Source organism: uncultured Paraglaciecola sp., from assembly GCF_937123705.1.
Lineage (GTDB): Bacteria > Pseudomonadota > Gammaproteobacteria > Enterobacterales > Alteromonadaceae > Paraglaciecola.
Genome location: NZ_CAKZKO010000191.1, coordinates 1 through 23,117, shown reverse-complemented (window position 1 = coordinate 23,117; position 23,117 = coordinate 1). Strand labels below are relative to the sequence as shown.

Annotated in this window: 20 protein-coding genes, 1 tRNA gene and 2 pseudogenes; 16 read left to right on the top strand and 7 right to left on the bottom strand. The window is 41.9% G+C overall.

Annotated features, from left to right (window positions below; translation table 11 throughout):
* From Q0688_RS23705 to Q0688_RS23655, 11 genes are all read left to right on the top strand, one after another.
* A partial coding sequence (locus Q0688_RS23705; RefSeq protein ID WP_299083121.1) for a formylglycine-generating enzyme family protein occupies positions 1-933 on the top strand: 933 nt, incomplete at its 5' end.
* A 175-nt stretch (positions 934-1,108) separates the two neighbouring features.
* Positions 1,109-3,325, top strand: coding sequence for a hypothetical protein (locus Q0688_RS23700; protein WP_299083119.1), 2,217 nt, complete (start codon positions 1,109-1,111; stop codon positions 3,323-3,325).
* A gap of 2 nt (positions 3,326-3,327) precedes the next feature.
* The gene (locus tag Q0688_RS23695) at positions 3,328-4,086 is read left to right on the top strand and encodes a protein phosphatase 2C domain-containing protein (protein ID WP_299083117.1); all 759 of its coding nucleotides are present in this window, start codon (positions 3,328-3,330) and stop codon (positions 4,084-4,086) included.
* Positions 4,052-7,276, top strand: coding sequence for a bifunctional serine/threonine-protein kinase/formylglycine-generating enzyme family protein (locus tag Q0688_RS23690; protein ID WP_299083115.1), 3,225 nt, complete (start codon positions 4,052-4,054; stop codon positions 7,274-7,276). The genes Q0688_RS23695 and Q0688_RS23690 overlap by 35 nt, the downstream gene beginning before the upstream one ends.
* Before the next feature lie 131 nt (positions 7,277-7,407).
* The gene (locus Q0688_RS23685; protein ID WP_299083113.1) at positions 7,408-9,549 is read left to right on the top strand and encodes a bifunctional serine/threonine-protein kinase/formylglycine-generating enzyme family protein; all 2,142 of its coding nucleotides are present in this window, start codon (positions 7,408-7,410) and stop codon (positions 9,547-9,549) included.
* A 157-nt stretch (positions 9,550-9,706) separates the two neighbouring features.
* Positions 9,707-10,225: a hypothetical protein gene (locus Q0688_RS23680; protein ID WP_299083111.1), complete on the top strand. Its 519-nt coding sequence runs from the start codon at positions 9,707-9,709 to the stop codon at positions 10,223-10,225.
* Between the two features lie 16 nt (positions 10,226-10,241).
* On the top strand, positions 10,242-11,111 hold the full coding sequence (locus Q0688_RS23675; RefSeq protein ID WP_299083109.1) for a hypothetical protein: 870 nt from the start codon (positions 10,242-10,244) through the stop codon (positions 11,109-11,111).
* A gap of 8 nt (positions 11,112-11,119) precedes the next feature.
* Entirely contained in the window at positions 11,120-11,515 is a 396-nt protein-coding gene (locus Q0688_RS23670) for a hypothetical protein (RefSeq protein ID WP_299083107.1), read from the top strand.
* Positions 11,515-12,042, top strand: a complete 528-nt coding sequence (locus tag Q0688_RS23665) for a hypothetical protein (protein WP_299083105.1) — start codon at positions 11,515-11,517, stop codon at positions 12,040-12,042. The genes Q0688_RS23670 and Q0688_RS23665 overlap by 1 nt, the downstream gene beginning before the upstream one ends.
* A complete protein-coding gene (locus tag Q0688_RS23660; RefSeq protein WP_299083103.1) occupies positions 12,039-12,596 on the top strand; it encodes a hypothetical protein in 558 nt (185 codons plus the stop codon). The genes Q0688_RS23665 and Q0688_RS23660 overlap by 4 nt, the downstream gene beginning before the upstream one ends.
* Before the next feature lie 21 nt (positions 12,597-12,617).
* Entirely contained in the window at positions 12,618-13,520 is a 903-nt protein-coding gene (locus tag Q0688_RS23655; RefSeq protein ID WP_299083101.1) for a hypothetical protein, read from the top strand.
* A gap of 74 nt (positions 13,521-13,594) precedes the next feature.
* On the opposite strand, the gene Q0688_RS23650 is transcribed toward Q0688_RS23655, so the two are convergent.
* Both Q0688_RS23650 and Q0688_RS23645 read right to left on the bottom strand, forming a co-directional pair.
* Positions 13,595-14,035 carry a hypothetical protein gene (locus Q0688_RS23650; RefSeq protein ID WP_299083099.1) on the bottom strand — a complete coding sequence of 147 codons (441 nt, stop codon included), beginning with the start codon at positions 14,033-14,035 and terminating at the stop codon, positions 13,595-13,597.
* 388 nt (positions 14,036-14,423) lie between these two features.
* Positions 14,424-14,500, bottom strand: a tRNA-Val gene (locus Q0688_RS23645).
* 310 nt (positions 14,501-14,810) lie between these two features.
* On the opposite strand from Q0688_RS23645, the gene Q0688_RS23640 reads away from it, so the two are divergent.
* From Q0688_RS23640 to Q0688_RS23630, 3 genes are read left to right on the top strand one after another with little or no spacing between them, the layout of a single operon-like run.
* On the top strand, positions 14,811-15,863 hold the full coding sequence (locus Q0688_RS23640) for a hypothetical protein (protein ID WP_299083097.1): 1,053 nt from the start codon (positions 14,811-14,813) through the stop codon (positions 15,861-15,863).
* A gap of 42 nt (positions 15,864-15,905) precedes the next feature.
* The gene (locus Q0688_RS23635) at positions 15,906-16,514 is read left to right on the top strand and encodes a hypothetical protein (RefSeq protein ID WP_299083095.1); all 609 of its coding nucleotides are present in this window, start codon (positions 15,906-15,908) and stop codon (positions 16,512-16,514) included.
* Between the two features lie 15 nt (positions 16,515-16,529).
* Positions 16,530-18,254 carry a GMC oxidoreductase gene (locus Q0688_RS23630; RefSeq protein WP_299083093.1) on the top strand — a complete coding sequence of 575 codons (1,725 nt, stop codon included), beginning with the start codon at positions 16,530-16,532 and terminating at the stop codon, positions 18,252-18,254.
* Here the strand turns inward: Q0688_RS23630 and Q0688_RS23625 are convergent.
* From Q0688_RS23625 to Q0688_RS23610, 4 genes are all read right to left on the bottom strand, one after another.
* Positions 18,249-19,259, bottom strand: a complete 1,011-nt coding sequence (locus tag Q0688_RS23625) for a DUF3080 domain-containing protein (RefSeq protein ID WP_299083091.1) — start codon at positions 19,257-19,259, stop codon at positions 18,249-18,251. The genes Q0688_RS23630 and Q0688_RS23625 overlap by 6 nt on opposite strands.
* Before the next feature lie 5 nt (positions 19,260-19,264).
* On the bottom strand, positions 19,265-20,008 hold the full coding sequence (locus Q0688_RS23620) for a pteridine reductase (RefSeq protein ID WP_299083089.1): 744 nt from the start codon (positions 20,006-20,008) through the stop codon (positions 19,265-19,267).
* Between the two features lie 105 nt (positions 20,009-20,113).
* Positions 20,114-20,977, bottom strand: coding sequence for a fructosamine kinase family protein (locus tag Q0688_RS23615; RefSeq protein WP_299083087.1), 864 nt, complete (start codon positions 20,975-20,977; stop codon positions 20,114-20,116).
* Between the two features lie 86 nt (positions 20,978-21,063).
* Positions 21,064-21,705 (bottom strand): START domain-containing protein, encoded by a 642-nt coding sequence (locus Q0688_RS23610; protein WP_299083085.1) that lies wholly within the window; start codon positions 21,703-21,705, stop codon positions 21,064-21,066.
* Positions 21,706-21,882: 177 nt separating this feature from the next.
* Between Q0688_RS23610 and Q0688_RS23605 the strand changes: the two are divergent.
* Both Q0688_RS23605 and Q0688_RS27695 read left to right on the top strand, forming a co-directional pair.
* A pseudogene (locus Q0688_RS23605) lies at positions 21,883-22,269 on the top strand (TGS domain-containing protein); the annotation flags it as partial.
* Positions 22,270-22,381: 112 nt separating this feature from the next.
* Positions 22,382-22,453, top strand: a pseudogene (locus tag Q0688_RS27695) (hypothetical protein); the annotation flags it as partial.
* Here the strand turns inward: Q0688_RS27695 and Q0688_RS23595 are convergent.
* Positions 22,452-23,000, bottom strand: coding sequence for a phospholipase D-like domain-containing protein (locus tag Q0688_RS23595; protein WP_299083123.1), 549 nt, complete (start codon positions 22,998-23,000; stop codon positions 22,452-22,454). The pseudogene Q0688_RS27695 and the gene Q0688_RS23595 sit on opposite strands and share 2 nt — an antisense overlap.
* Between the last annotated feature and the right edge of the window lie 117 nt (positions 23,001-23,117).

Genomic DNA, 23,117 nt, shown 5'->3' with positions numbered 1-23,117 from the left:
GACAACAGCAAAGTGGCATTGACTATAACCACCACTCCCGACAAGGCCACGATTCAACTTATTGACATAGCGCCTAAATATAAAGATGGCATAAGACTGCTGCCAGGTGAGTATCAAATCAACATCAGCAAGTTGGGGTATCACAGCCGCCAAGAAACCCTCACGCTAGACTCTTCAAATCAACGCTTTAGTTACCAGTTAAAAAGAGAAATCCCAAATCCAATACAAGCGCTTATAAGTAATATGCAAGCAATCCCAGCCGGCAGCTTTATGATGGGCAGTGATACTGGATATGCGGACGAAAAGCCGGTCCGCCGAGTTAACATCGAGGGCTTTAAACTAATGCAAACCGAAGTCACTTGGGCAATGTATCAGCCTTGTATCGATGCGGGAACGTGCTCTAACAATCAAAGTGACGGTGGGGGAAGAGGTTGGGGTAAAGGCACCCGCCCTGTCATTAATGTGAGCTGGAATGACATTACACAAAAATATATCCCTTGGCTCAATAAAACCACAGGCCAAAGCTTTAGATTGCCCAGCGAAGCGGAATGGGAATACGCAGCTAGGGCAGGAAGCGTAACTCATTATGGGTGGGGTGACGATATTGGAAGCAATAATGCCAACTGTGATGGTTGTGGTAGTCAATGGGATAAGAAAAGAACAGCACCGGTAAAAAGTTTTACCCCTAACGCGTTTGGATTATATGACATGTATGGCAATGTATTGGAATGGGTACAAGATTGCTGGAATAGTTCCTATCAAGATGCCTCTACAGATGGTCACGCTTGGATGAGGGGAGATTGCCAGCGTGCTGTGGTTCGTGGCGGGTCTTGGTACAGTAAGCGGGCCGATTTGAGATCGGCGATTCGCGATAGAGGCGATCGCACTGTCCGGAATGCCGTTATTGGCTTTCGGCTTATGCAGGACCGATAGCGAAGTCTGAGCGTTCCCTTTTGCGCGCAACGCTTTTAGCTTTAGCGCGGCGTAAGTGTTTCGCGCCGCTAGGCGCTTTTTTAGGGTTTTTAAGTGTAATTTATGATTGAAATATGAGTGCTTAGTACAGGTAAAAAATAAAAAATACAAATGTAACAATGAGTGATAGGTTTAAATGAAAAATAAAATAAGTGCAATTTTACTGTTGTTAAGTGTTGTGTTGACTTTTTCGGCAACAGCGCAGCAGTTACAGTGGCAATTGGTATTACTTAAAAAACCTAATGTAGATGTGGCTGCCCAGTACTATGTGGTTTATCAAAAAGCAGAAGATGCACTGGCCTCACAATTGGTAAGTGGCGAATATGAAGTGGCGTCTAAAAACTTGCTAGATATCAATGATGCATCAGCAGATGATCAAATATACCAATTAGTAAATAAAGGCATTAATTTAGCTTTACGTTATCAATTTGACATCACCACCGAAAAAGCAGCCGTTGTAAAATATTGGCGCTTAGGGTTGTCGGCCTATTTGGTGGACTTAGAATCAAAAAAACAAATTGAATCAGCCGAAATTGCAGGTACATACAATGATGTGCCTAATAATTGTGAGCAAAAATGTTTTGAGCAATGGCTAGCAGGAAAAGCCGCTGATTTGGCGCAAGAAATGGGCGCTATTTTTGTTGAAAAACTTGACCATTTACCTAAACGTTACCGTTATGAATTGGCTTTTACTGGTTTTTTAGGTGACGAACTAGAACAAGTTCGCCAATACTTAAAACAAGTAGACGGGTATTTATTTGCTAACTTAAAAGAAAAACTTAAATCTCAAGGCCAGTTGCTACACCAACTCGAAGGGGCAAAATACCAATATTTGTCTAATCTTCCGCCCGATGAGTTAGATGGTGCTTTGTATACGCAGCTTCAAGCATTTGGCATTCCAGTGTTACAGGCTAAATCTCGTGGCCATAAGTTACACTTTGCCCGCAGCAGTATGCCCTACTGGTGGGCATATTTAATTGTTTTATTAGTATTGCTGTCAACAGCCTACTTTGTGTATCGTGCAAGCACATTAAAAAAACACCAATTGCAGTTCGACAAATTTGCACACCATAACCAAGCACAGCAGTGGATTGATTATCAACACAATTTAAAGCTTGCAGCCATTGCCAAACCTAACCACTGGTATCTAGAGGAAAAAGTACAATCATCAGCCGTGCAGCAAGCTAAAAATCTAAGTGAACAAGCATGGCTGTTAGCCGATCAAGCAGACTACACCCAAGCTCAACTAAAAGTGACTGAAGCACTGCAAATTAATGCAGACGATAAGCAAGCTATTGAATTAAAAGATAATATTGTTAACTATCAAAGAGGTCATGACCGTTATTTATTAGCAACTAAAGAATTAAGCAGCCACCCTGAACAAGCTGCAGCTTTGTTAAAAGAAGCGGCGGCGCTTAATCCGCATTTAAGTGAAAAAATCAGTAAGTTATCCAAACAAAATAATCAAGCCATGCAACGTGCAGAGTCGCAATCAGCCATCAAGCAAACCATAAGTGCCATAGAGTTAAAGCAGTTTAATAAAGCGTATTCGATTATCGACACGCATTTAGCCAAATACAATATGGATGTGGCCAGTGAAGAGTTTACTCAGCTAGCAGAATTGCGTAGGGGGCTAGCAGCGCATTTCGAACCTATTTTGGGTGCGTGTGTGGGTAATGGTGTGTTGAGTGGCACAACCTTTTATACCTCAGGCTCACTGCAACTTGGGCGTAAATGCGATGATCCACAAAATTCATTTGGTATAAGGTTTAGGCGTAACTCTAGGGTAGGTAAACAAAATATATTTACTCAAAAAGGCCAAGATTTTTTTGTGACAGACCAAGCCAGTAGCAATGGCTCAAATTATGATTCGGTTCAATTAATAGCAGGGCAAGCGGTTAAAATAAAACACCAAGGTTTGTTGGCAACCGGCGGCGCGCCAAATAATGACTCTCTGGGCATGTGTCAAATTAAAACCTTGTTAGCCCAAAAAGGCCCGGAAGCGCTTATTTTAAAGTTAAACACTAACGCCTTTCAATTTGTTGACGACACCAACATTGGTAACGCTTGGCCCAGTTTAGATCAAGACTTAGCCAGCCGTTGGGTGATGATAGACGACGAAATCTACATTGGCATAGATGACAGCGGCAAGATTGACTTGGGTTGCATATCTGGCTCTCATTGCATAGCACGCTTAAGTTACGATAAAGGGTTTTACATTGCTCCAGATTTTGTTCACAACGACAAGTCTCAAATTTTAATGGGCGATCAAGTGGTATACGGTAAAGTACCCATTAAATCGGGCGCAAAATTTACCATTGCAGGGCAAACATTTTCATTACAAGGTGTGTAATTTTGACTATATCTATCAGTAAACAAAGTCATGTAGGTAAGGTACGTAAAAACAACGAAGACAACCTTACCAGTATTGATTTTACTCATGCTACAGATCACCACTTAGTGTTGGTGAGTGATGGTGTGGGCGGTAATGTATTTGGCGAAGTGGCCAGTCAAACAGCAGTGGATGTGTTTGAAGATTTAGCTAAACAAAAAATGTTAGATGTTGCGTTTGATACGGCAATGCGCAATGCCATGTTAGAAATGTCCGCCAGACGCGCCCATTTAGCCATAGCCGATAGATCAAAAAACGATGCGCAGTATCGAGGCATGTCATGTACTTTAATTGCCGCCCTAATCGACCCACAAACAGTAGGCTTTGTAAATGTGGGCGACAGCCGTCTATATCATTTTTCTGGTAGCAACTTAAAACAAGTCAGCCAAGACCAAACCATCGCCATGGCACTATACCAAGATGGGCGTATTGGGGCCGATGATTTAACCACCCATCCCGATCGTAATGTGCTGCAATTCGCTTTGGGCGTAGAAGGACTAAATAACCCCTTAGAGCCTCAAGTTGCACAGTTTAGCTGGCAAGCTGGCGACAAAATATTATTATGCTCCGATGGTCTCACAGATATGGTCGGCGATGCAGATATCCAACATACCTTACAAACCCTAAGTGGGGAGCACGCAATTAATAGCCTAATAGAGCAAGCTTTAGCCGCAGGTGGCAAAGACAATGTCACCCTTATCCTTGCGGAGAATAATCAATAATATGCAGCAAATTGGCAAATACAAAATAATTAAAGAGCTTGGTGCAGGTGGCTTTGGTGCGGTGTATTTGGCCGAAGACCCAAGATTGCATACCCAAGTTGCTATCAAGGTGTTTCAGGTACGCGACGAAAACCTAGCAGGCCAAGCCACCTCTAGCTCTACCGATGCAGTAGGGGTGCTTAAACAACGATTTATTGATGAAGCACGCACTTTACGCAAACTTTCGGTAAATCCTTATATTGTTGAGATGTACGAGTTTGATGAGCTTGAAGACGGCACCCCCTATTATGTCATGCCGTATTTAAGTCAATCCATAGTAAACGAAATAGGCAAAGATGCCTTCAGCCAAGGTGCATTAGAAGACTTACCGGCAGAGCTGCACCCTAGGCGTATACCCACAGCTAAAGCTTTAATGTACTTAAAACAATTACTAGAAGCCTTAAGCGCGGTGCATCAACAATCGCTTATTCACCGTGATATTAAACCCGCTAACTTATTATTAAACAGCCAAGGGCAATTACAACTATGTGATTTTGGTATAGCAAAACTCCCCGACGCCGAATACAGCCAAAGCGGTGTAGGCATGGGCAGTCGTAACTACATGAGTCCGGAGCAACGCGAAAGCGCTAAACATGTGACTTACAGCAGTGATATATACAGCGTTGGGATATTAGCCTACCGCATGTTAACTGGGCAATTACCCGCAGGGCGTTTTCAAGACCCTATTCATTATGCGCCCGATATTGGTGAATCGTTAAATAAACTAATATTACAATCAATCGAGCAAAAGCCACAAGACCGATATAGTGACGCAAGCGCTATGCTTATCGCATTAACGCAAGCACAAAAAGAGCAAGGTAAAACGCAAGACGAAGACGACGCCACAGGCACTTGGATAGACGCGGGTAATAACACCTCGAATATCAAGGCCGAGCTTAAACCGCTACAAAACAAAATCATTGAATTACTCCACACCCAAGGGGAAATCAAAGACACAGACCAAACGGTGCTGCTAGCCTTAGCAGCAATCGGTGATCTAGATGAAGTAGGCTTAAATACCCTCATCGTTCAAGTTACAGATGAACAAGCCAATAGCCAGCCTCAACAAAAAGCGTTTCAACAATGGGTGGTAGGAGTAAATACCCGGCTGCATGCAAACCATGGCAAGCTAAGCAAAAAAGACACCGAAGCACTAATGCAAGCAGGCCAAAGCAGTACAGGTAAAACGGCACAACAACTGCACGGCTTAATCCAAGCAAAAACCACCCATGACTCGTCTAGCACGTCATCCAGTACACAAGCCTCCACTCAAAAAAAGGGCGGCGTAGGCAAAGCGTTTGTATACGCTACCTTATTGATATTGCTAGGAGTAGGCGGTTATTTTGGTTATGACTATTATCAACAGCAACAAACAAAGCAGCGCTTAGCTGCACAAGCCAAGCAGCACGTTGAAAAAAAACGTCAACAACAATTAGTAGCAGAAAAACAAGCTTGGGAAAAAGCAAAAACTCAAAACACCATTGATAGTTATCAAGTTTATATACAGGCATGGCCCAAAGGTAAAAATATTAAAGTCGCTCAAAGTAATCTAGATAATCTTCAAGAGCAAGTTAGGGTAGCCAAGCTCAGTGTACAAGACAGACAGACAGCTCTCACTAAAAAGACCCAAGGGTTATTAGTAAAACTAGGTTATCAAGTTCCACAAACGGGCCAAGTTGATACCCGTACTCAAAAGGCCATCGAAGCCTTTGAGCAATCCGAAGGTATGTTAGTCACAGGCAGTGTAGATAACATATTACTTGAAGGATTATCCAAGGCTCATGATCGTATAGACAACGCAGCCTGGACCAAGGCGCAAAATACGCACAGCAGCCAAGGCTATCAGCGCTATTTAGATGATTTTCCAGAAGGGCTTCATGCCAGTAAAGCAAATACATTGTACAAAAGCACGCAGCAAGCAGAGCAGTTAGCCCTAGCACGAAAAAAAGCACAAGAGCAAGATACTACTGCTTGGCAAATGGCCAAAAAACAAAACAGTATAAAGGCTTACCAAGCTTATTTAAATCAGCAAACCAAAGGTCAATACAGACAACAAGCCCAGCAACAAATTAAAAATATCGAATTAGACAACAGCAAAGTGGCATTGACTATAACCACCACTCCCGACAAGGCCACGATTCAACTTATTGACATAGCGCCTAAGTATAAAGATGGCATAAGACTGCTGCCAGGTGAGTATCAAATCAAAATCAGCAAGCAGGGGTATCACAGCCGCCAAGAAACCCTCACGCTAGACTCTTCAAATCAACGCTTTAGTTATCAATTAAAGAAGGATATTCCAAAGGCGATATTGGCACTTATTAGAGATATGCAAGCTATCCCCGCCGGCAGCTTTAAAATGGGCAGCAAAAATGGAGAGGCTAATGAAATGCCATTACATCTCGTCAACATCAAAGCTTTTAGACTGATGCAAACCGAAGTCACAAAAGGTATGTTTGCTGCTTTTGTAGAAGACACGGGATACAAAACCGAGGCGGAAAGAAATACAGGCTACAAAAAAGGTTGTTATAGCTTTGAATTTGGCACGGAAAAACATTGGACTTGGACAGAAGGCGTCACCTGGAAAAATGTCACTGTGGACGGTTATCGGCAGAAGGACAATCATCCCGTGGTGTGTGTCAGTTGGAATGATGTGAGTAAGTTTATTGATTGGTTGAATATGCAAACGGGCGAAGTATTTAGATTGCCCAGTGAGGCGGAATGGGAATATGCAGCAAGTGCAGGCAGTCAAGATGCATATAGTTTTGGCAATGATGCAAGTCAACTTTGTGCTCATGCCAATGTGGCGGATAAAACTCAAACATCAAATGGGGATACTTGGACGGCCGCGGCCGAGTGTACCGATGAGTATTTGTTTACTGCGCCGGTGCGTCATTATCGCGCCAATGCATTTGGCTTATACGACATGCATGGGAATGTATTGGAGTGGGTACAGGATTGTTTTAATGACTCCTACCATAATGCTCCTACAAATGGCGATGCTTGGATGAGTGGGAATTGCAGGTTTGCCCAGCTTCGTGGCGGCTCCTGGAACGACGGGCCGGCTAAATTACGTTCAACGTTTCGTGGCATGGACTTGCGCGTCTCTCGGATTACCTTTGCCGGCTTTCGGCTTGCCCAGGACCGATAGCGAAGTTTGAGTGTTCCCTTTTTGTGCGCAGCGCTTTTAGCTTTAGCGCGCAGCGTAAATGTTTAGCGTCGCTAGGCGCTTTTTTAGATTTGTTAACCTAGCCCGATAATTACAAGATGAGTACCCAATACATGCAGCACATCGGTAAATACAAAATAATTAAAGAGCTTGGCGCCGGCGGCTTTGGCGCAGTGTATTTGGCTGAAGACCCGCGCTTAGGTGAGCAGGTAGCGATTAAGGTCTTTCAAGTAAAAGACAGCAATGTGGCTGCTATGGCCACCAGTGCCACGTCTGATGCTGGTGAGGTGTTAAACCAACGTTTTTTAAACGAAGCCAAAACTTTACGGCAACTTAATCGTAACCCCCATATTGTGGATGTATTTGAATTTGATGAAATGCAAGATGGTACGCCTTATTATGTGATGCCGTATTTACCCCATTCGTTAAAAGACGAATTAGGCAGTGACGCCACCGATGCGTCTGTGATTGCTGAGCTAGAGCCAGAAGACAAACCCAAACGCTTACCCATTAGCCTTGCACTTAACTATTTAGAGCAATTATTACTGGCTTTAAAAGATGTACATAAAGTGGGCTTGGTGCACCGCGACATTAAACCCGCCAACTTATTACTCAACAACCTACAAGAAGTGCAGCTGTGTGACTTTGGCATAGCCAAAATGCCCGACGCCCAACATAGCCAAAGTGGGGTAGGCATGGGCAGCCGTAACTACATGGCCCCAGAACAAAGACAAAGTGCTAAACATGTCGATGCCAGAAGCGACATATACAGCGCCGGTGTATTAGCCTATCGCATGATAACCGGCACGTTACCTGAAGGCCGCTTTGCTGACCCGAATACATTTCAACCCGCATTAAGCGAAGAGCTTAATCAGCTTATTTTAAAAGCCTTATCACAACACAAAGAGCAACGCTTTGCTGATGCAGGCGAGATGTTAAAGGCGCTAAGACAAGCGCTTAATACCCACACCGAGTCACCAGAAGATGAGGCCACAGGCACTTGGATAGATGAGAGTAATAACACCGCCAGTATTAAGGCCGAGCTTAAACCGCTACAACACAAGATCGCCCAACTGTTTAAACAGCAGGGTGAAATAAGAAAACAAAACTTACCTGTACTACAGGCATTGGCCGATATTGGTAATTTAAACGAGGATGACCTCACTGAACTTATCGAATGTATCCACATTGAACTTATAAACAAGGACAAAAATTTCAAAGCATTATCTCTGTGGGTAGGTGCTCTAAAAAAGCAAAAAGGTAAACTTACCCAAGATAAGCAGGACGCTTTAATTGAAGCTGGAATCGCCAGTACAGATAAAACCAAAGAAGTACTTGAAGCTATACTGAAAAGCTACCAAAAGCCTGAAGGGGAAAAGTTAGTCCCTGTAAAACAAACAAAAATGGATACAGAACAAACTGAAAAACCCAAAAGAAAAGCATTGTGGGGCGGGGTTATCGTTACAACACTATTTATTGGCGTTGGTTACCATAGTTATTTGCAATATCAACAAAGTTCTAAAAAACGTACCGAAGTCATAAAAAGTCTAATTAGTAGCTTGAAAGTTATTCCTTCAGGTACTTTTCAAATGGGCTGTAGTAACAGTCAATATTGTGAAGATAACGAACAACCAGCTCATCAAGTAACTATTCCGAGTTTTAGTATGATGCAAAGTGAAGTGACATTTTCTCAATGGGATGTTTGCGTAGATGATGGTGGATGTAAATACAAGCCAAGTGATTATGGCTGGGGAAGAGGTGATCGACCTGTGATGAATGTAAGTGTTGAGGATATAACTAAAGAGTTTATTCCTTGGCTGAATAAAACTACAGGCCAAATATATGCTTTGCCTAGCGAATCACAATGGGAGTATGCGGCTAGAGCAGGCAATTTAACTGAGTACAGTTGGGGTAATAGTATAGAGAGTAATAAGGCAAACTGTGACGGATGTGGCAGTAAATGGGATAAAATCCAGACTTCGGCTGTAAAGAGCTTCAATCCTAACAATTTTGGGTTATACGATATGCACGGAAACGTATGGGAGTGGACACAAGATTGCTGGAACGGTTCCTATCAAGGAGCTCCCGTAAATGGAAGTCCTTGGAAAACAAAAGGGGACTGCCGATATCGTGCGCTTCGTGGTGGCTCTTGGGATTTTAAACCTTCTTATTTACGTTCAGCATCACGTATAAGTTTTGCTACAATTTATCGCAGGTTTAACGCTGGTTTTCGTTTGGTTAAGAATAATAAATAAACACATTCATTATTCTTGGTGACAAATGATTCGGTCAATTAATACTTCAACTGGAACAACATCATTATTAACTTTTCTACTACTTCAAACACTCAGCGATAAAAAATCCCTCTAAAGTTTTTATAACCAAACGTACCGAAGATAACGGAGTCTGGATATGACTTTATTAAGTATCAATTTTACCCCTTCAAAACTGCTCAATGTATTGGCTTTAGCGGCTGTTATTAGTGGGTGTTCTAGCACCACTGACACTTCTAGCCAAGTTATTGACGAGGCATGTCAGTCGCAAGGGCAGCGCATGGCGCAATCCGCTGAAACATCGGGGGCGAATGCACAATATTTAACTGCTGCGCGTACGTTGCAAAGCTGTGTATTGCATCCATTGCCAAACCATCTAACCGATAAACAGAGTGAGGTTGTGATGCAACTTATGGCTAATACTACCTTGAATTACGTAAAAGGCGGTGACATTGCGGCAGCCAAAATCCAGTTAAATGAGTTTGAGCTGCAATTTTCTGATCAGGATTTGTATTTAGCTGATTTTACTTCGTTTCGTGATACAGCTAATGCTTTGCTGCAAGGGGCTGAGTTATCTAGTCAGGAGCTGGCAGGTTTAAATATAAGTCGCGCGTTGAGGGCAGAGCTGCAACGTCAAAAGTATTGGTTAACCCACTAAAAATTAGGAGCCTAAGATGAAACATACTTTTCAACCCATTGCCTTAGCGGTGTTAATTAGCATGAGTGGCGCAGTTGTTACCGGTGCCTATGCAAATGCTACTGCTGATTGGCAACCCGTGGCCAGCGACCGTTTGATTTCGATGCCAGCCAATATTATTGAAAAACGCATTGAGCAAATTTTTAGTGCTTCGCCAATGGCTATGCGGTTGTCAGATATTGATGGCCAGATGTTAAGCACCACTGAGCGTATTCAATCTTTGCAGCAGGATTTAAAGAATGCCGATGCCGCAGACTTAGAGGATATTCAGTACGAAATGGTGCAGCAAAAATCAAAATATTTAGATTTGTTGCAAGAAAGCCATACGCTGCGTAAGCAGGCTTTAAATAAAAAGCAGGGAGTGTATCAAGACGTACTAGAGCAATTACGCCAGCAACATGCCGATGTTGATAATAATGTACGGGTAAAAATTCAGCGCCAACAACAAGCTGCATTAACCCGTATGGAATCGGTTATGTCGCAAGTTGATCAAAACTTAATGCATGCTGGGTATCAAGCCAGTTCACCCTATGCTGAAGAGTATGCAGTTAATATAAGCCAAATTGAACAACTTAAAGCCAAAATTGCTCAGCATAAAGCCAATGCTGCCCCAATGTTAGACGGTGCTGAAGTGAGCTCTGAGGAGTACATTCGTCAGTTGTTACACAATGCCTCATTGCATCAGTCGTTGCTTGACCAAGAAGCCCTAATGCTGAGCTATATGGCTCGTTTAGTGGCTTTAGATGCGCAAGCCCTTAAATACCAAATTGCTTATGGTGACAAAAACGATACAACAACTAGCCCCAAAGTGGCTAAAGCCAGTCATGCGGTTGACTTATTTTTATAGGAGTACAGATGATGAATTTATTATCAGTGAAAATATTACTAATAATTGCGACGTTTAGTTCTGTTAGCGCTATGGCTAACCCTTTGTTTAGCTTAGAAAACCTTGAGCGTGAAAGGGCTGCATTGTTAAAGGTGATGACAGACAGCAATTTAACGCCTGATGTGCGACTGCAAAAGCACAACAGTATCTATCGACGTATGACCGATATTGAACGTATGGTGCTACGGGACGACCGTATTGCCAGTAGCGATAAAGTAATGGTTAAAAAAGCATTTGAAAGTTACGACCTAACCTTTTTAGTGCATGCAAGCGCAGAACAAAATACAAAGCCATTAAACCATTGGTTAAATACCTTAGGTATTAATGCCAGTAGCATATCTAATAGTAAAATGGGATACAGATAATGGTTGTTGCAACGCCTATTTCGTATTTGGGAAAAGGGGTAGCTGTGTTGCTTGGGGTTGGAGTGATTGCCCTAGCTGCCATTAGTTACCTCACTAGTATGCCGTTAACAGACATGATTGAATGGGCCCAAAAGGTATTAGGCTGGAGCTTTGCTTTACTGTTTTCTGGTTTATTGGTTATGGGATTGGTGGCGATTAAAAAGCTTAAAAGTGGTCACAATCCTGCCTTGTGGTTTGAAACAGGCCAGCAAGCTGGAAACGGCATATCAACATTGGCTTTAACGTTTACATTATTAGGTATTAGCTTGGGTATAGGTAGTTTGTCTGAACAACCCTTAAATCCAGAAAATATTCAGCCTATTATTGCCAATTTAACTTCGCAATTTTCAACAGCTTTTATGACCACTGTGGTTGGATTACCCGCCGCCAGCTTAATTAGAGCATGGGTGGGGATTCAGTTTCAGTTGTCACAAGTAAGCACTTCACAGCTTAATCAAAATGTAGGATCTCAGGAGAACCCATCATGAAAATTACCATTTTCACCATTTGTGTGTTGTTAGCTGGTTACTATTTAGTTAGCCAAACCGAAGCGGGTAGTGATTTGTTGTCACGTTATTTACCTCAGCAACAAATAGAACAAACTGCTGAACAAGTAAAAGATAAAGTGGACCAAAGTTTTGAGCAGTTAGCGAATAAGTATGCTGGCGCCCAAAACAAAAAAATTGAAAAGTTGGAACAAAGAGTAATTGAATTAGAACAACTATTTTTAGTAAATAAGCAACCTGCAACTCACCCCGAATCAAAGTTAGTAACAGCAACTGAGCCCGAAAATTCGAAAATTGTTGAGTATGAGTCAGCGCCTGCACTTGCACCTGTTGACCTTGGTGTTGTTCAGCTGCATCCGTTAGCCGGTAACCCAAAAAATGCACTCACAGTTCAACCCTTTGAAGAATTTGTTGAGCAGCAGCACAGCACCATAGATTCGTCTGCTGAACGTAAACGCAAGCAGGGCGCAGCGTTAGATGATATTGCCGGTCGTATGGAGTTAGTATCGTTACAAGCTTCTGGTCTTACCCAATAAATTAGTCTGGTTGATAAAAGTATGAATAACTCATGGGTGCAGTTTAGTTTGGGAGTGCTGTTAACTGCATTTATTTTAATGGCGTGGCATATACATCAAGTTCAGCCACCCATAAACTTACCGCAAAAACTGCAAGCCAAACAGCAAGATACATTGAATAACGCAAGTGAGCTGATGTTATCAAGTCAAGAGTTGAGCTTTTCAGACATTCCTTTGCCACTTCCACCCATTGATACAAGTAAATCGCAGCAAAGCGCGGATCAGTTGGATGCTGCTAATACAGTCAAAGTAGACTTAATAAAAAATGCAAAAACGCCTGTAATTACCAAAGATAGCGGTGTGAATGTAGCCGAAATTAGCCAAGCTCCCAATAAAGTGGAGTCTGTAAATGTAAGCGAACTGCATAAAAAACGGCAGAATATTACCAGTGGCACCCCTAAAGAAGTGGCAAAAACTCAAATATCTAGACAGGATATACAAAGCGTATTCCAACAATTACAAGCTGAAAACGGGCTAGATATGCAAATTGCCTGGCCACAGCAAAGAAACGAACGGCAAACCGTAATTAATTATCTTTACCGTTGTGCTGGGGTGCAATTTGCCGTGTTAGAAAACCAACAACTTACCTATTTATCTCCTAAACGTTATGTGAACGTTAGCCACTGGATGCGATTGGCTCAGGGGGCATTGAGTGATCAAGAAGCCCGTTGGTATCAGGGTTCTAAAGGAGTACCAGTGAGAGTGTTTCCGCAATCTGTTGACTGGGCTTTAGCAACCCTAATTGCCGAACACCTGCAAGGCGAAAAATTACAGGTGTTAAGGGCTACATATGACGTAGTAGGACGAAATCTAAGACTAATTGATGTCTCTGTAAATCAAGCTTCAATATCCCATAGCTGGCCCTTGTATCAAGGCAAGTGTTAAGGTTGAAAAACTGAGGTAGGGGAGGGGTACACATAAACTTTTATATCCACAAAACTCAACGAAATAGATTTTATCTATTGATTATTAAATGTTTGAATCCATTCATCAGTTAGCAAAGTTAATGACACGTCAGATTGACTAAATTGCTTTTTAAGTCCCATCACTGTCGCAAAAGATTCTTGTTTATCAACGGCCAGAACAATTTTCTGTTTTTCGCCTAAATTCGAAATGTTTGCTGGTAGTAGATCGGTTGTGTACCAATCTCCCTTGTAAAACAACAAAAATTTTACATCTTGATTTTCCGATGACGTTGAAGTTTGCTTTACTCTTACATTTTCACTTTCACTTTCACTTTCACTTAAGGCCATATTTTGGTTATTACTTTGATTAGCTGAACCAGGCATTTGGAAAGACAATAACGCTACGATTAATAATGCAAAAAATGCCATGGATAAACCTAAAGCAACTTCTGTCATCGCTTGGGTGCTGGTATCTGGTGAATAAGGGGTGGGCATGTAAAACCTTCAAGGGGCTGTTGATCTCTAGTAGGTTATGCAAAGGTTAGAGGTATAATTTTTTCTGAGAGATAGTCATTTGATTTTAATATGAAACTGATTAGATAATTTGTATCCAATTTATTCACTCTAAGTAATGTTACCTGTGCTTACTTTTATGATTTTTGCACTATGACGACCGGCGGCTTACAGTTTGAGCTCAGCAATGAATTGAGGTTTGAATCCATACCTAGCCATGCAGAATAGCATGTGCCTATATGCCTAAACTGTGCCGATAAATGAGTGAAACATCATGCAGATTATTAGGTAAATCTACACCGATTTCTAAAGTGAGTTGATTATTTTCATGACCTTAGAAAGGTAAGGTGATTCTTCTAAATTAAAGAATTGGTACAACCGAGTGGACTCGAACCACCGACCCCCACCATGTCAAGGTGGTGCTCTAACCAGCTGAGCTACGGTTGTATTAAATGATGTCTTGCTGCAAATACTGAGCTTTGAAGCGGCGCGTATAATAACGATGGGGCTATTTATCTGCAAGTCATTTTTTGATTATCTTTGGTCAACCGTACAGCAATTGAACAAAATTGAGTTTCGTTAAGGTTCTAGTCCATTTTAATTGGCCCAAACACCAAGTTTTGCTGTTTTATTGTACATTGTAAGAGTAGCCACTATGCTTTTATCACTATCTATGGCAGTGATAAATCTGAACTGATATTCGTTTTTTGGAGCGTGATATGTAGTCGTTTTAGGTTGATATTTTCGGGAGTGAAAATTGATACAGGTCTCTTCTACTCATCAAGTTGAAACAATAGTGCCATTTTCTGCGGGTGATGGGCTTAAACTCAACCTGATAAATGTAAAAAATCCAGCAAATGTAAGTAGAGGGCCTGTCATTGTCGTTCATGGTGCAGGTGTTAGGGCGAATATCTTTAGAGCGCCTGTTGAAAACACAATAGTCGATGCGCTGATTGAACAAGGGTATGACGTGTGGCTTGAAAACTGGCGGGCGAGTATTGATTTTGATTCTAGGTTCTGGACCTTAGATCAAGCAGCTCTTTACGACCACCCCTATGCCGTAAAAAAAATCATTGAGATCACAGGTGCAACTGAAGTAAAGGCACTGATCCATTGTCAAGGTTCAACTAGTTTCACTATGTCTGCTGTAGCTGGGCTGGTACCGCAGGTCAGTACCATTGTCAGTAATGGAGTGTCTTTACATCCAGTTGTGCCTCCTTGGTCAAAATTTAAACTTTCATTTATGTTGCCTTTGGTAGGGCTTATTACCGATTACCTTAATCCCCAATGGGGGATAGCAGCGCCGACTATGGCTGCTAATTTAATTAATAGCTTAGTCCGACTGACTCACCATGAGTGTGACAACCCAGTGTGTAAACAGGTTAGCTTTACCTATGGTAGCGGCTGCCCAGCGTTGTGGTTACATGAAAACCTTAACCATGAAACGCATTATTGGTTAAATCAAGAGTTTGCAGCTGTTCCTTTGTGTTTCTTTAAACAAATTACCCAGTGCATTAAATGGGGTAATTTAGTGGCTATTGAAGGATTTCCAGCGTTGCCTAAAGATTTCGCCAGGGCGCGACCTAAAACCACAGCTCGCTTTGCCTTTATAGCAGGTGAAGACAACAGGTGTTTTTTAGCTGAAAGCCAAAAGCGTAGCTACCGCTATTTTTCTTCCATTACAGCTGATTTTCACTCGTTACACATTTTCCCTAAATATGCTCATTTAGATGTATTTATGGGGAAAAACGCTGCAAAGGACACATTTCCAATCATTATTGATGAGCTTAATAAAGGTACATTTCACTAGGTTAAAACAAAGGAGTGAGGTTTTGCACCTCAAATTAATATTATGACCAAAACAACACTAGGTCTGCAATTTAAAGAAACTATGTCAGGTGGCTTTTGTTTGGGCACCAATGAGCCTAAACAAGGCAATAGTTTGGGTAAACAAAAAGGGTTTGAGCTGGCGATGCATGCTCAGGTAGATATTGATGATATAGATCATTTTACTGACGATGCCGCTCATGCAGGGCGTTTGTCTGGCAGCATAGATTTCGCGCCTTTAGGTACTAATATGTGCGCTCATACCGGCGTGTTCAATTTGTTTTACCCCGATTCACAACCCAATATGAAGTTAATGATTTATGAATTGGGATTTAACCATCAGGGGCAAGAATATTACCTAGCAGGAAAGAAAGAGGTAAGGGACGACCCAGGCTTTGATCTATGGACAGATACCACCACGTTATTTACGCAATTGCATCAAGGTGTAGACAAGCAGGCCCAAATTATAGGGGCGGGTGTATTAAGTTTAGGGGTAAAGGATTTATTAAAATTAGTTTCTACAGTGACTGTTCTCAATGCTCAATCTAGTACTGATAAAGCGGCTACTGTGGCTAAGTTTGGCAAATTTTTTATGGGTGAGCTGTGGGAAAGTTACGTGCAAAGTAAAGGGTAAATCGGAGAACACGAAATGCAACTTAAATATGAAGCAGTGGTCATCGGCAGCGGTTTTGGTGGAGCGATTAACGCATGTCGATTAGCTAAACAATGGCCATCTAAAGTATTAGTGTTGGAGCGAGGCAAACGCTACCCAATGGGCAGTTTTCCTCGTACCCCTCATGACATGTCGAATAACTTTTGGAATGTGGTGAGAGATAAGCAACACAACACTAAAAATGCTGGCAGCAAAGAAATGTTTGGTCTGTTTGATATTCGCAGTTTTGAGCATATGGACGCTGTGGTGGGGGCGGGGCTAGGTGGTGGCTCGCTAATTTATGCCAATGTATTTCTTGAACCGCCCGAGCATATTTTCGATCACAACTGGCCACAAAGCTGTTCCAAAGAAGCCTTGCAACCTTATTATAAAACCGCTAAGTCGGTTTTAGGTGCCAGACCTATTCCAGACCAAAGTGCGCCCCGCAGAGAAGTAGTACGCACACAATTATTTAAAGAGTTTGCAAAACATGATGGCCGAGACTCTAAATTAGTCGATATTAATGTGTTTTTTGGTAATGATTTTTCCAAACCAACAGACATAGGAGTGCAACAGAAAAATCGTTATGGAGCGATACAAACATCTTGTGTGTACTGCGCTGAATGTGATGTAGGGTGCAACACTCATTCAAAAAATACCACAGACTTGAATTACCTTTTTGTTGCCGAAAATAAGTACCAAGCTCAAATTGAAACCATGTCGCTGGTGGAAAAAATTGTGCCGTTGAATGCCACAGGTGAAGAAGACACATCTGCCAACGGCGAATTTGGTTACAGAGTTTTCTGGTTTGATTTAAGTAACAATAAAGAAGAAGTGTCTGTTACCACTAAACGAGTGATTGTATCGGCAGGAACTTTAGGTACAAATGAGCTATTGCTACGTTGTCGTGATGTATTCAAAACCTTGGCAAACATCAATCAAAATTTAGGGCGATGCTTCTCGGGTAATGGTGATTTTTTGTCTTTTGTGATTGATGGCGAAAAACCTGCCGACCCCAATTATGGTCCGGTGATTACCCAAAAAATTGACTACAACTTATATGCTGATTTTAAGCCTGATCAAGCCTATATCTTAGAAGACGCGAGCTTCCCCAATTTTGCCGCTTGGTATACAGAAGGGCTAAAACCCGGTGTTCTGCATCTTTCTGGATTGTTTCGTACTTTAAAGGCGCTATTTAGGCGTTTTATTCGCGGGGTAAAAACCGGAAGAATAGGGTACGCCTTTCGAGAATTACTCAAAAATGATGCTGCCTATACCACCTCAGTATTATTATGTATGGGGGTAGATAACAGCGCCGGTAAAATGAAGTTAGACAAGCAAGGGTTTTTAAATGTGGAATGGCCTTACAAAGACAATCAAAAATTATACGATGCCATCATGGATATGGGGAAACATTTCAAAACATGGGCCAAGGCCAAAGCGTTTATTCCTATGCCAAATATACTGTGGCCACTTAAAAGTAATGTCACAGTCCATGCTTTAGGGGGATGCAAACTAGCGGATAGCCCAGAAAAAGGTGTCACTTCTGCCAATTTAGAAACCTTTGGTCAAGTTTACGGTTATCAAGGATTATATGTGGCGGATGGCTCTTTATTACCTACCGCTGTGGGGGCCAACCCTGTGGCTACTATTTCTGCGCTTTCAGAACGTGTTGCCGAAGGAATAACTGGGATTCAGCCCGATCCTAATGGTGAACTATAAGTCAATTTTACCTGGTTTTAAGTGGCAACGTTTAAAAAAGGCTTGCCAAAATTGTATATGTTGCTGCATGGCGTGTTGGTAGTTGTCGAATCCCTGTTGGTTAAGGCTTCTTATGTACTGCTTAAGGTCAGAGGATAATCGCGGGTGGTTTTGTAATTTGTTCAACATTGGGCTGAGTTGGTATTGATAGTGGTTTATCTGGCTTGCGATGGGCTGGATATTGTCAATGAAAAATAACTGAAATACATTGGTTAGATATTTGGCTTTTTTCGTTATTTTATGAGGCTTACAATCAATGTTTTCTGTGTTTTTAATCAACCATGGCGTTATGTAAGACAAGTATCGAGTTAATGTAAGCTGACTTAACCATAGTTTGGCCGGTAGGGGATGTTTCATCAGGTTTTGTAAATGCCTTTCCAGTTCTCCGCTATTAGGCCGAGTGTTTTGATTAATGTTTATAAGATAACTCAAGGCTTCTTTGGTTTGGGATAGGCCACTTTGCGTACCTGTGTTTATTGAAGCAAAATTTGCGCTAAATGCTTGTTTCGTTTCATCACTTAGCTGTATTAAGTCAGCCCATACCATAGGGAGTTGCTGCGCTTTGGTTTGTTGCCATTTGCGTAATTTTTCCCTAAGTTTTGGCTCTTGAGTACGGCTAATACATCCTTCAATCGCTAATAATAATTGTCTCTCATATATGTAACGAGTCGAAGGCAGCTGTAATTTCCCAAGAGAAGTGTTGCGCTGGGCAATCAAAGAATATAGCTGACAACCTTTTAGGTTGTAGAAGTCAAATAGTTTGATCTTAGTCTCTGGGATGGGCTGCCTTAAAACTTTTTCGGGTGGGTAAGGGGGTAAACTTATGGTGAGATTTGGCTGGCTTTCAACATCTAATACCCTTGCCATACGAGCTTGGTATTGTTGAAGCTGTTTGGGCAATGTTTGCTTGCCCTCACAAGCTACAACACCTAGCAGCACAATCAAAACATAAAGCTGACGAGCCACGGTATTTATCCCTTAGTGTAGGAAGATATGCTACGGCCTCCATCAACGGCAATGATCTGTCCTGATACATAAGACGCATCAATCATAAACTTAATGGCGTGTGCAATATCTTGCACTGTGCCGAGTCGCTGCGCTGGAATCTGATTGAGGATCTGCTGTTTGTCTTCTTCCTCCATTTGTACTTCAGGCCATAATATTGCCCCTGGAGCAACACCATTCACCCGAATGTCGGGTGCAAGCTCAAGCGCTAGGGATTGCGTCATAGTGGTCAACGCCGACTTTGCCATGCAATAAAGGGTATGGTTTTTTAAAGGTTTAGCGGCGTGAATATCCACCATGTTTATGATAACGCCGAAATTTTGAGCCAGTGATTTAGCGCAGTATTGAGATAAAAAAAGCGGCCCTTGCATATTGCTACCCACAATACTTTGCCAATCTTTGCCATTAATAGTCCCAATAGGAGTGGGATAAAACGACGAGGCATTGTTGATCAAAACATCTAAGCGACCAAATGAATCAATGGCCTGTTGTCCAACGCGCTCAATGTTGGATAAGTTGGAGAGGTCGCCTTGCACCAACATTGCAGATTTTGCTCTTTGTTGATTAAGTTCTATACATAGCTTTTCGGCTTCTAATCTTGACTCATTGCAATGCAATACAATGTTTGAACCAAATGAATGCAGGTATTTTGCTGTATGTGCGCCTATTCTTTTGGCACTACCAGTAATGAAGGTGACTCGGTTTTCCATTTTACTCCAACTCAAATATAGGCTTTAAGAAGATAAGGATATCTCTGAATGAGTGTAAAACAAAGTGTGCAAATCACTATGCTTAGCATTATGAGTGAAGAAATTTTATGTTGTATCTAAATTTTTTAAGGTGATTTTTGCGCTATCTATATACTGTCCCCCAAACAGTAGTGCATGATTTAAGATATGGTAAAGTTGATAAATAGGTTTACGAAACTGATAGCCTTGGTCTATAGGCCAAGTATCGTCATACCCTTGGTAAAAACTATCAGGAAACCGCCCAAATAATTCCGTCATAGCTAAATCGGTCTCGCGATCTCCAAAATAAAAAGCTGGATCGTACAATAATGGCTGTTCGTTAAAAAAACCAGTGTTGCCTTGCCAAAGATCTCCATGGAGCATTGAGGATGTAGGATGATGGCTAGCGAGAAGGGTTTTAACGGATGTCACCACATTATCTATGTTCCCCAAGGAGTGACCTTTTTCGGCTAACAATTGCAGTACAAAACCAATACGTTGCTCTGCAAAAAAAACACTCCATTTTTTCTGCCATGTATTTGCCTGTGGCGTAAGACCAATGTAGTTATCTTCTTGCCAACCGTACATTGCTTGGGTGTGGACTTTGTGTAAATTAGCTAAGGCTTGCCCAAATGAATACCAAGATTGTTCGTCGCCTTCGTTTATGGGGATATGTTCTAAAACTAAAAAGCTATGGTCCGATACCATGCCAGTACAAATAACTTTTGGTACTTTAAATAATTGAGTGCTGCTAAGGTGTGTTAACCCCTCAGCTTCTGCGGCAAAATTGGGTAAATAGATCTTTTTATTGGTTTTGACAAAAAATGCTTGGTCTTTCGATGACATCTTAAAGGCATGGTGGCCATCACCCACTTTAATTTGAAGAATATCATCATAATTAAAATCTTGTTGGATACACTCACTGATTTGCTCGCTAATAAAGTGCCACATGTGAAGACCTATTTAAGCATGCGATACCCTAATTATGGCTTAACAATAAACATTGTGTGATTAATTAGGTTATTTATATTTTTGTATCAATCTGTCCTGTCATTGGTTTGATATTTGTCTAACAAAATGACTCTATTTAAATTTTGAAACGTTTTAAACATTGAACTGATTAACTCTTTGTTAGCGAGAAAGGTCGGTAGATTACCTCCGGGATTGCCGCCACCAGTATAGATAATCTCGCTGCTGCCATTTTCTAACTTGTGAGCTTCCCACAAACCGTGCATATTTTCCATGCGTACATACTTTGCATGATGAGGGAGGGCACTTCCTTGATCAGATAGTTTGATTTTAATGGAATCGCCATCCATAAATGTTTCTGACAGCACTACCATATCGCGGTTTTTAACAGGCCAAGGGGCGTTAAAAAAACTGTTAATAATACGTTCTGTTGCAGAAATTTCTTCTAGTACTTTGACTTCAATGCAGTTATGCATCCACTTTGATGAAAAAGCCACATCATCCAGTAAGGCTATTAATGCAGAAGGATGTGCGGCCACTATAGTTTTCACTTGGATCTCTTTATAGCCAGAATCCCTGTCTTGACTATAAATACTCACATTGCCTTGTTGTTTCTCTAATTTCCAATTCTCTGCCCAGCTTGTCTTGCTGTATATCAATCCCGTTAAAACCCATAAGCAAACTGCAGTTTTTATTGCTTGGCATTGCATCACTAATCCTTATCTCGTTATAATACCCGTCATTGCTTTGATGGTAACAGAGCATCTTTTTTTTAAGCACCCTTTTTTGGGTGTTTTTTATTTTTGTCAATCGGTTTTAATTTATGCCGACTTTACACATTCGCATGTGGCGCTTGGTAGGTGTCACCACTGCATAAGGATTTAGATATGCCCGTAATTACTCTTCCCGATGGCAGTCAACGCCAATTTGAACAAGCCGTTTCTGTATTTGATGTTGCCAGTGATATTGGCCCAGGCCTCGCCAAAGCCACCATAGCGGGCAAAGTAGATGGCGTGCGCGTTGATGCTCACGATTTAATTGAAAAAGACGCCAATGTACAAATTATTACCGCAAAAGACGAAGATGGTTTAGAAATTATTCGTCACTCTTGCGCGCATTTAATCGGTCATGCCATTAAGCAGCTTTATCCCGATGCAAAAATGGCCATTGGGCCGACTATTGATAACGGTTTTTATTACGATATCGATATGAAAACACGAATACTTGACGAAGACCTAAAAGGTATCGAAAAGAAGATGAAAGAAATCATCAAGCGAGCAGATCCAATAACTCGCCATGAAGTTTCAAGAGAAGAAGCGTTAAAAGTTTTTGCTGAAAGAGGACAAGACGCGCAACAAGTTCGGTCCCATTCTTCACGCCTATACAATGCAGGATGCCGTTGAAGATGGTGCCGTGACGCCGTTGGTTTATGAAGAACGAAAGCCCATCGTTGATATCAACGAACGCGCTGTTGATGCATGGTTTGACCAGCGTACCATGGGATTATCGGATCAGCAGCTATCCGATCTGAAACAGGCTCGACCGGAAGCGCCGGTGCATTGCTTGACATAAAGGCCCAATCAGACGCAAAAACCGCCGCCAATTGCTGCGCCACAGGGCCCTTCAGCTGAAAATGCAAATCCCGATAGGAACGATGCGGCCCGTCATTGTAGTAGGCATCGCTAATATTCAGCCCGCCGATAAACGCATGCCTGCGATCAATAATCAGCAACTTGCGATGGTTGCGCAAATTGATATATATATTTGGCGGGAATAACGTTAGAGGCAAAAACGTTTTAACAGCTATGCCGTGGCGGCGCAGATAGGGACGCGCCAATTTATGCGCGTACCACTGCCCCACTCCATCGATGAGAACGTAGACAGCAACACCGCGCTGGTGTGCCGCAATCAACGCGTCAGCAAAGCGCTTGCCGATCACGTCGTAATTAAAGATATACGTACACAGGTAGATGGAATGCTCAGCACTGCCAATTGCGCCCAGCATATTTTCATAAGCGCGCTCACCGCTCTGATAGAAATCGCAGGTATCAGCGCGAGACAATGGAATATTGGTCAGATTTGCAGACAAGCAGTTTAGACCACTGAGACTATCATCGACCAC

Excerpts from the sequence above, each read along its gene's own strand:
- Q0688_RS23620 (WP_299083089.1), bottom strand. The coding sequence starts at position 20,008 with ATGGAAAACCGAGTCACCTTCATTACTGGTAGTGCCAAAAGAATAGGC.
- Q0688_RS23670 (WP_299083107.1), top strand. The coding sequence starts at position 11,120 with ATGATGAATTTATTATCAGTGAAAATATTACTAATAATTGCGACGTTT.
- Q0688_RS23630 (WP_299083093.1), top strand. The coding sequence starts at position 16,530 with ATGCAACTTAAATATGAAGCAGTGGTCATCGGCAGCGGTTTTGGTGGA.
- Q0688_RS23690 (WP_299083115.1), top strand. The coding sequence starts at position 4,052 with ATGTCACCCTTATCCTTGCGGAGAATAATCAATAATATGCAGCAAATT.
- Q0688_RS23595 (WP_299083123.1), bottom strand. The coding sequence starts at position 23,000 with ATGCTGGGCGCAATTGGCAGTGCTGAGCATTCCATCTACCTGTGTACG.
- Q0688_RS23680 (WP_299083111.1), top strand. The coding sequence starts at position 9,707 with ATGACTTTATTAAGTATCAATTTTACCCCTTCAAAACTGCTCAATGTA.
- Q0688_RS23635 (WP_299083095.1), top strand. The coding sequence starts at position 15,906 with ATGACCAAAACAACACTAGGTCTGCAATTTAAAGAAACTATGTCAGGT.
- Q0688_RS23610 (WP_299083085.1), bottom strand. The coding sequence starts at position 21,705 with ATGCAATGCCAAGCAATAAAAACTGCAGTTTGCTTATGGGTTTTAACG.
- Q0688_RS23615 (WP_299083087.1), bottom strand. The coding sequence starts at position 20,977 with ATGTGGCACTTTATTAGCGAGCAAATCAGTGAGTGTATCCAACAAGAT.
- Q0688_RS23675 (WP_299083109.1), top strand. The coding sequence starts at position 10,242 with ATGAAACATACTTTTCAACCCATTGCCTTAGCGGTGTTAATTAGCATG.
- Q0688_RS23685 (WP_299083113.1), top strand. The coding sequence starts at position 7,408 with ATGCAGCACATCGGTAAATACAAAATAATTAAAGAGCTTGGCGCCGGC.
- Q0688_RS23650 (WP_299083099.1), bottom strand. The coding sequence starts at position 14,035 with ATGCCCACCCCTTATTCACCAGATACCAGCACCCAAGCGATGACAGAA.
- Q0688_RS23660 (WP_299083103.1), top strand. The coding sequence starts at position 12,039 with ATGAAAATTACCATTTTCACCATTTGTGTGTTGTTAGCTGGTTACTAT.
- Q0688_RS23655 (WP_299083101.1), top strand. The coding sequence starts at position 12,618 with ATGAATAACTCATGGGTGCAGTTTAGTTTGGGAGTGCTGTTAACTGCA.
- Q0688_RS23665 (WP_299083105.1), top strand. The coding sequence starts at position 11,515 with ATGGTTGTTGCAACGCCTATTTCGTATTTGGGAAAAGGGGTAGCTGTG.
- Q0688_RS23700 (WP_299083119.1), top strand. The coding sequence starts at position 1,109 with ATGAAAAATAAAATAAGTGCAATTTTACTGTTGTTAAGTGTTGTGTTG.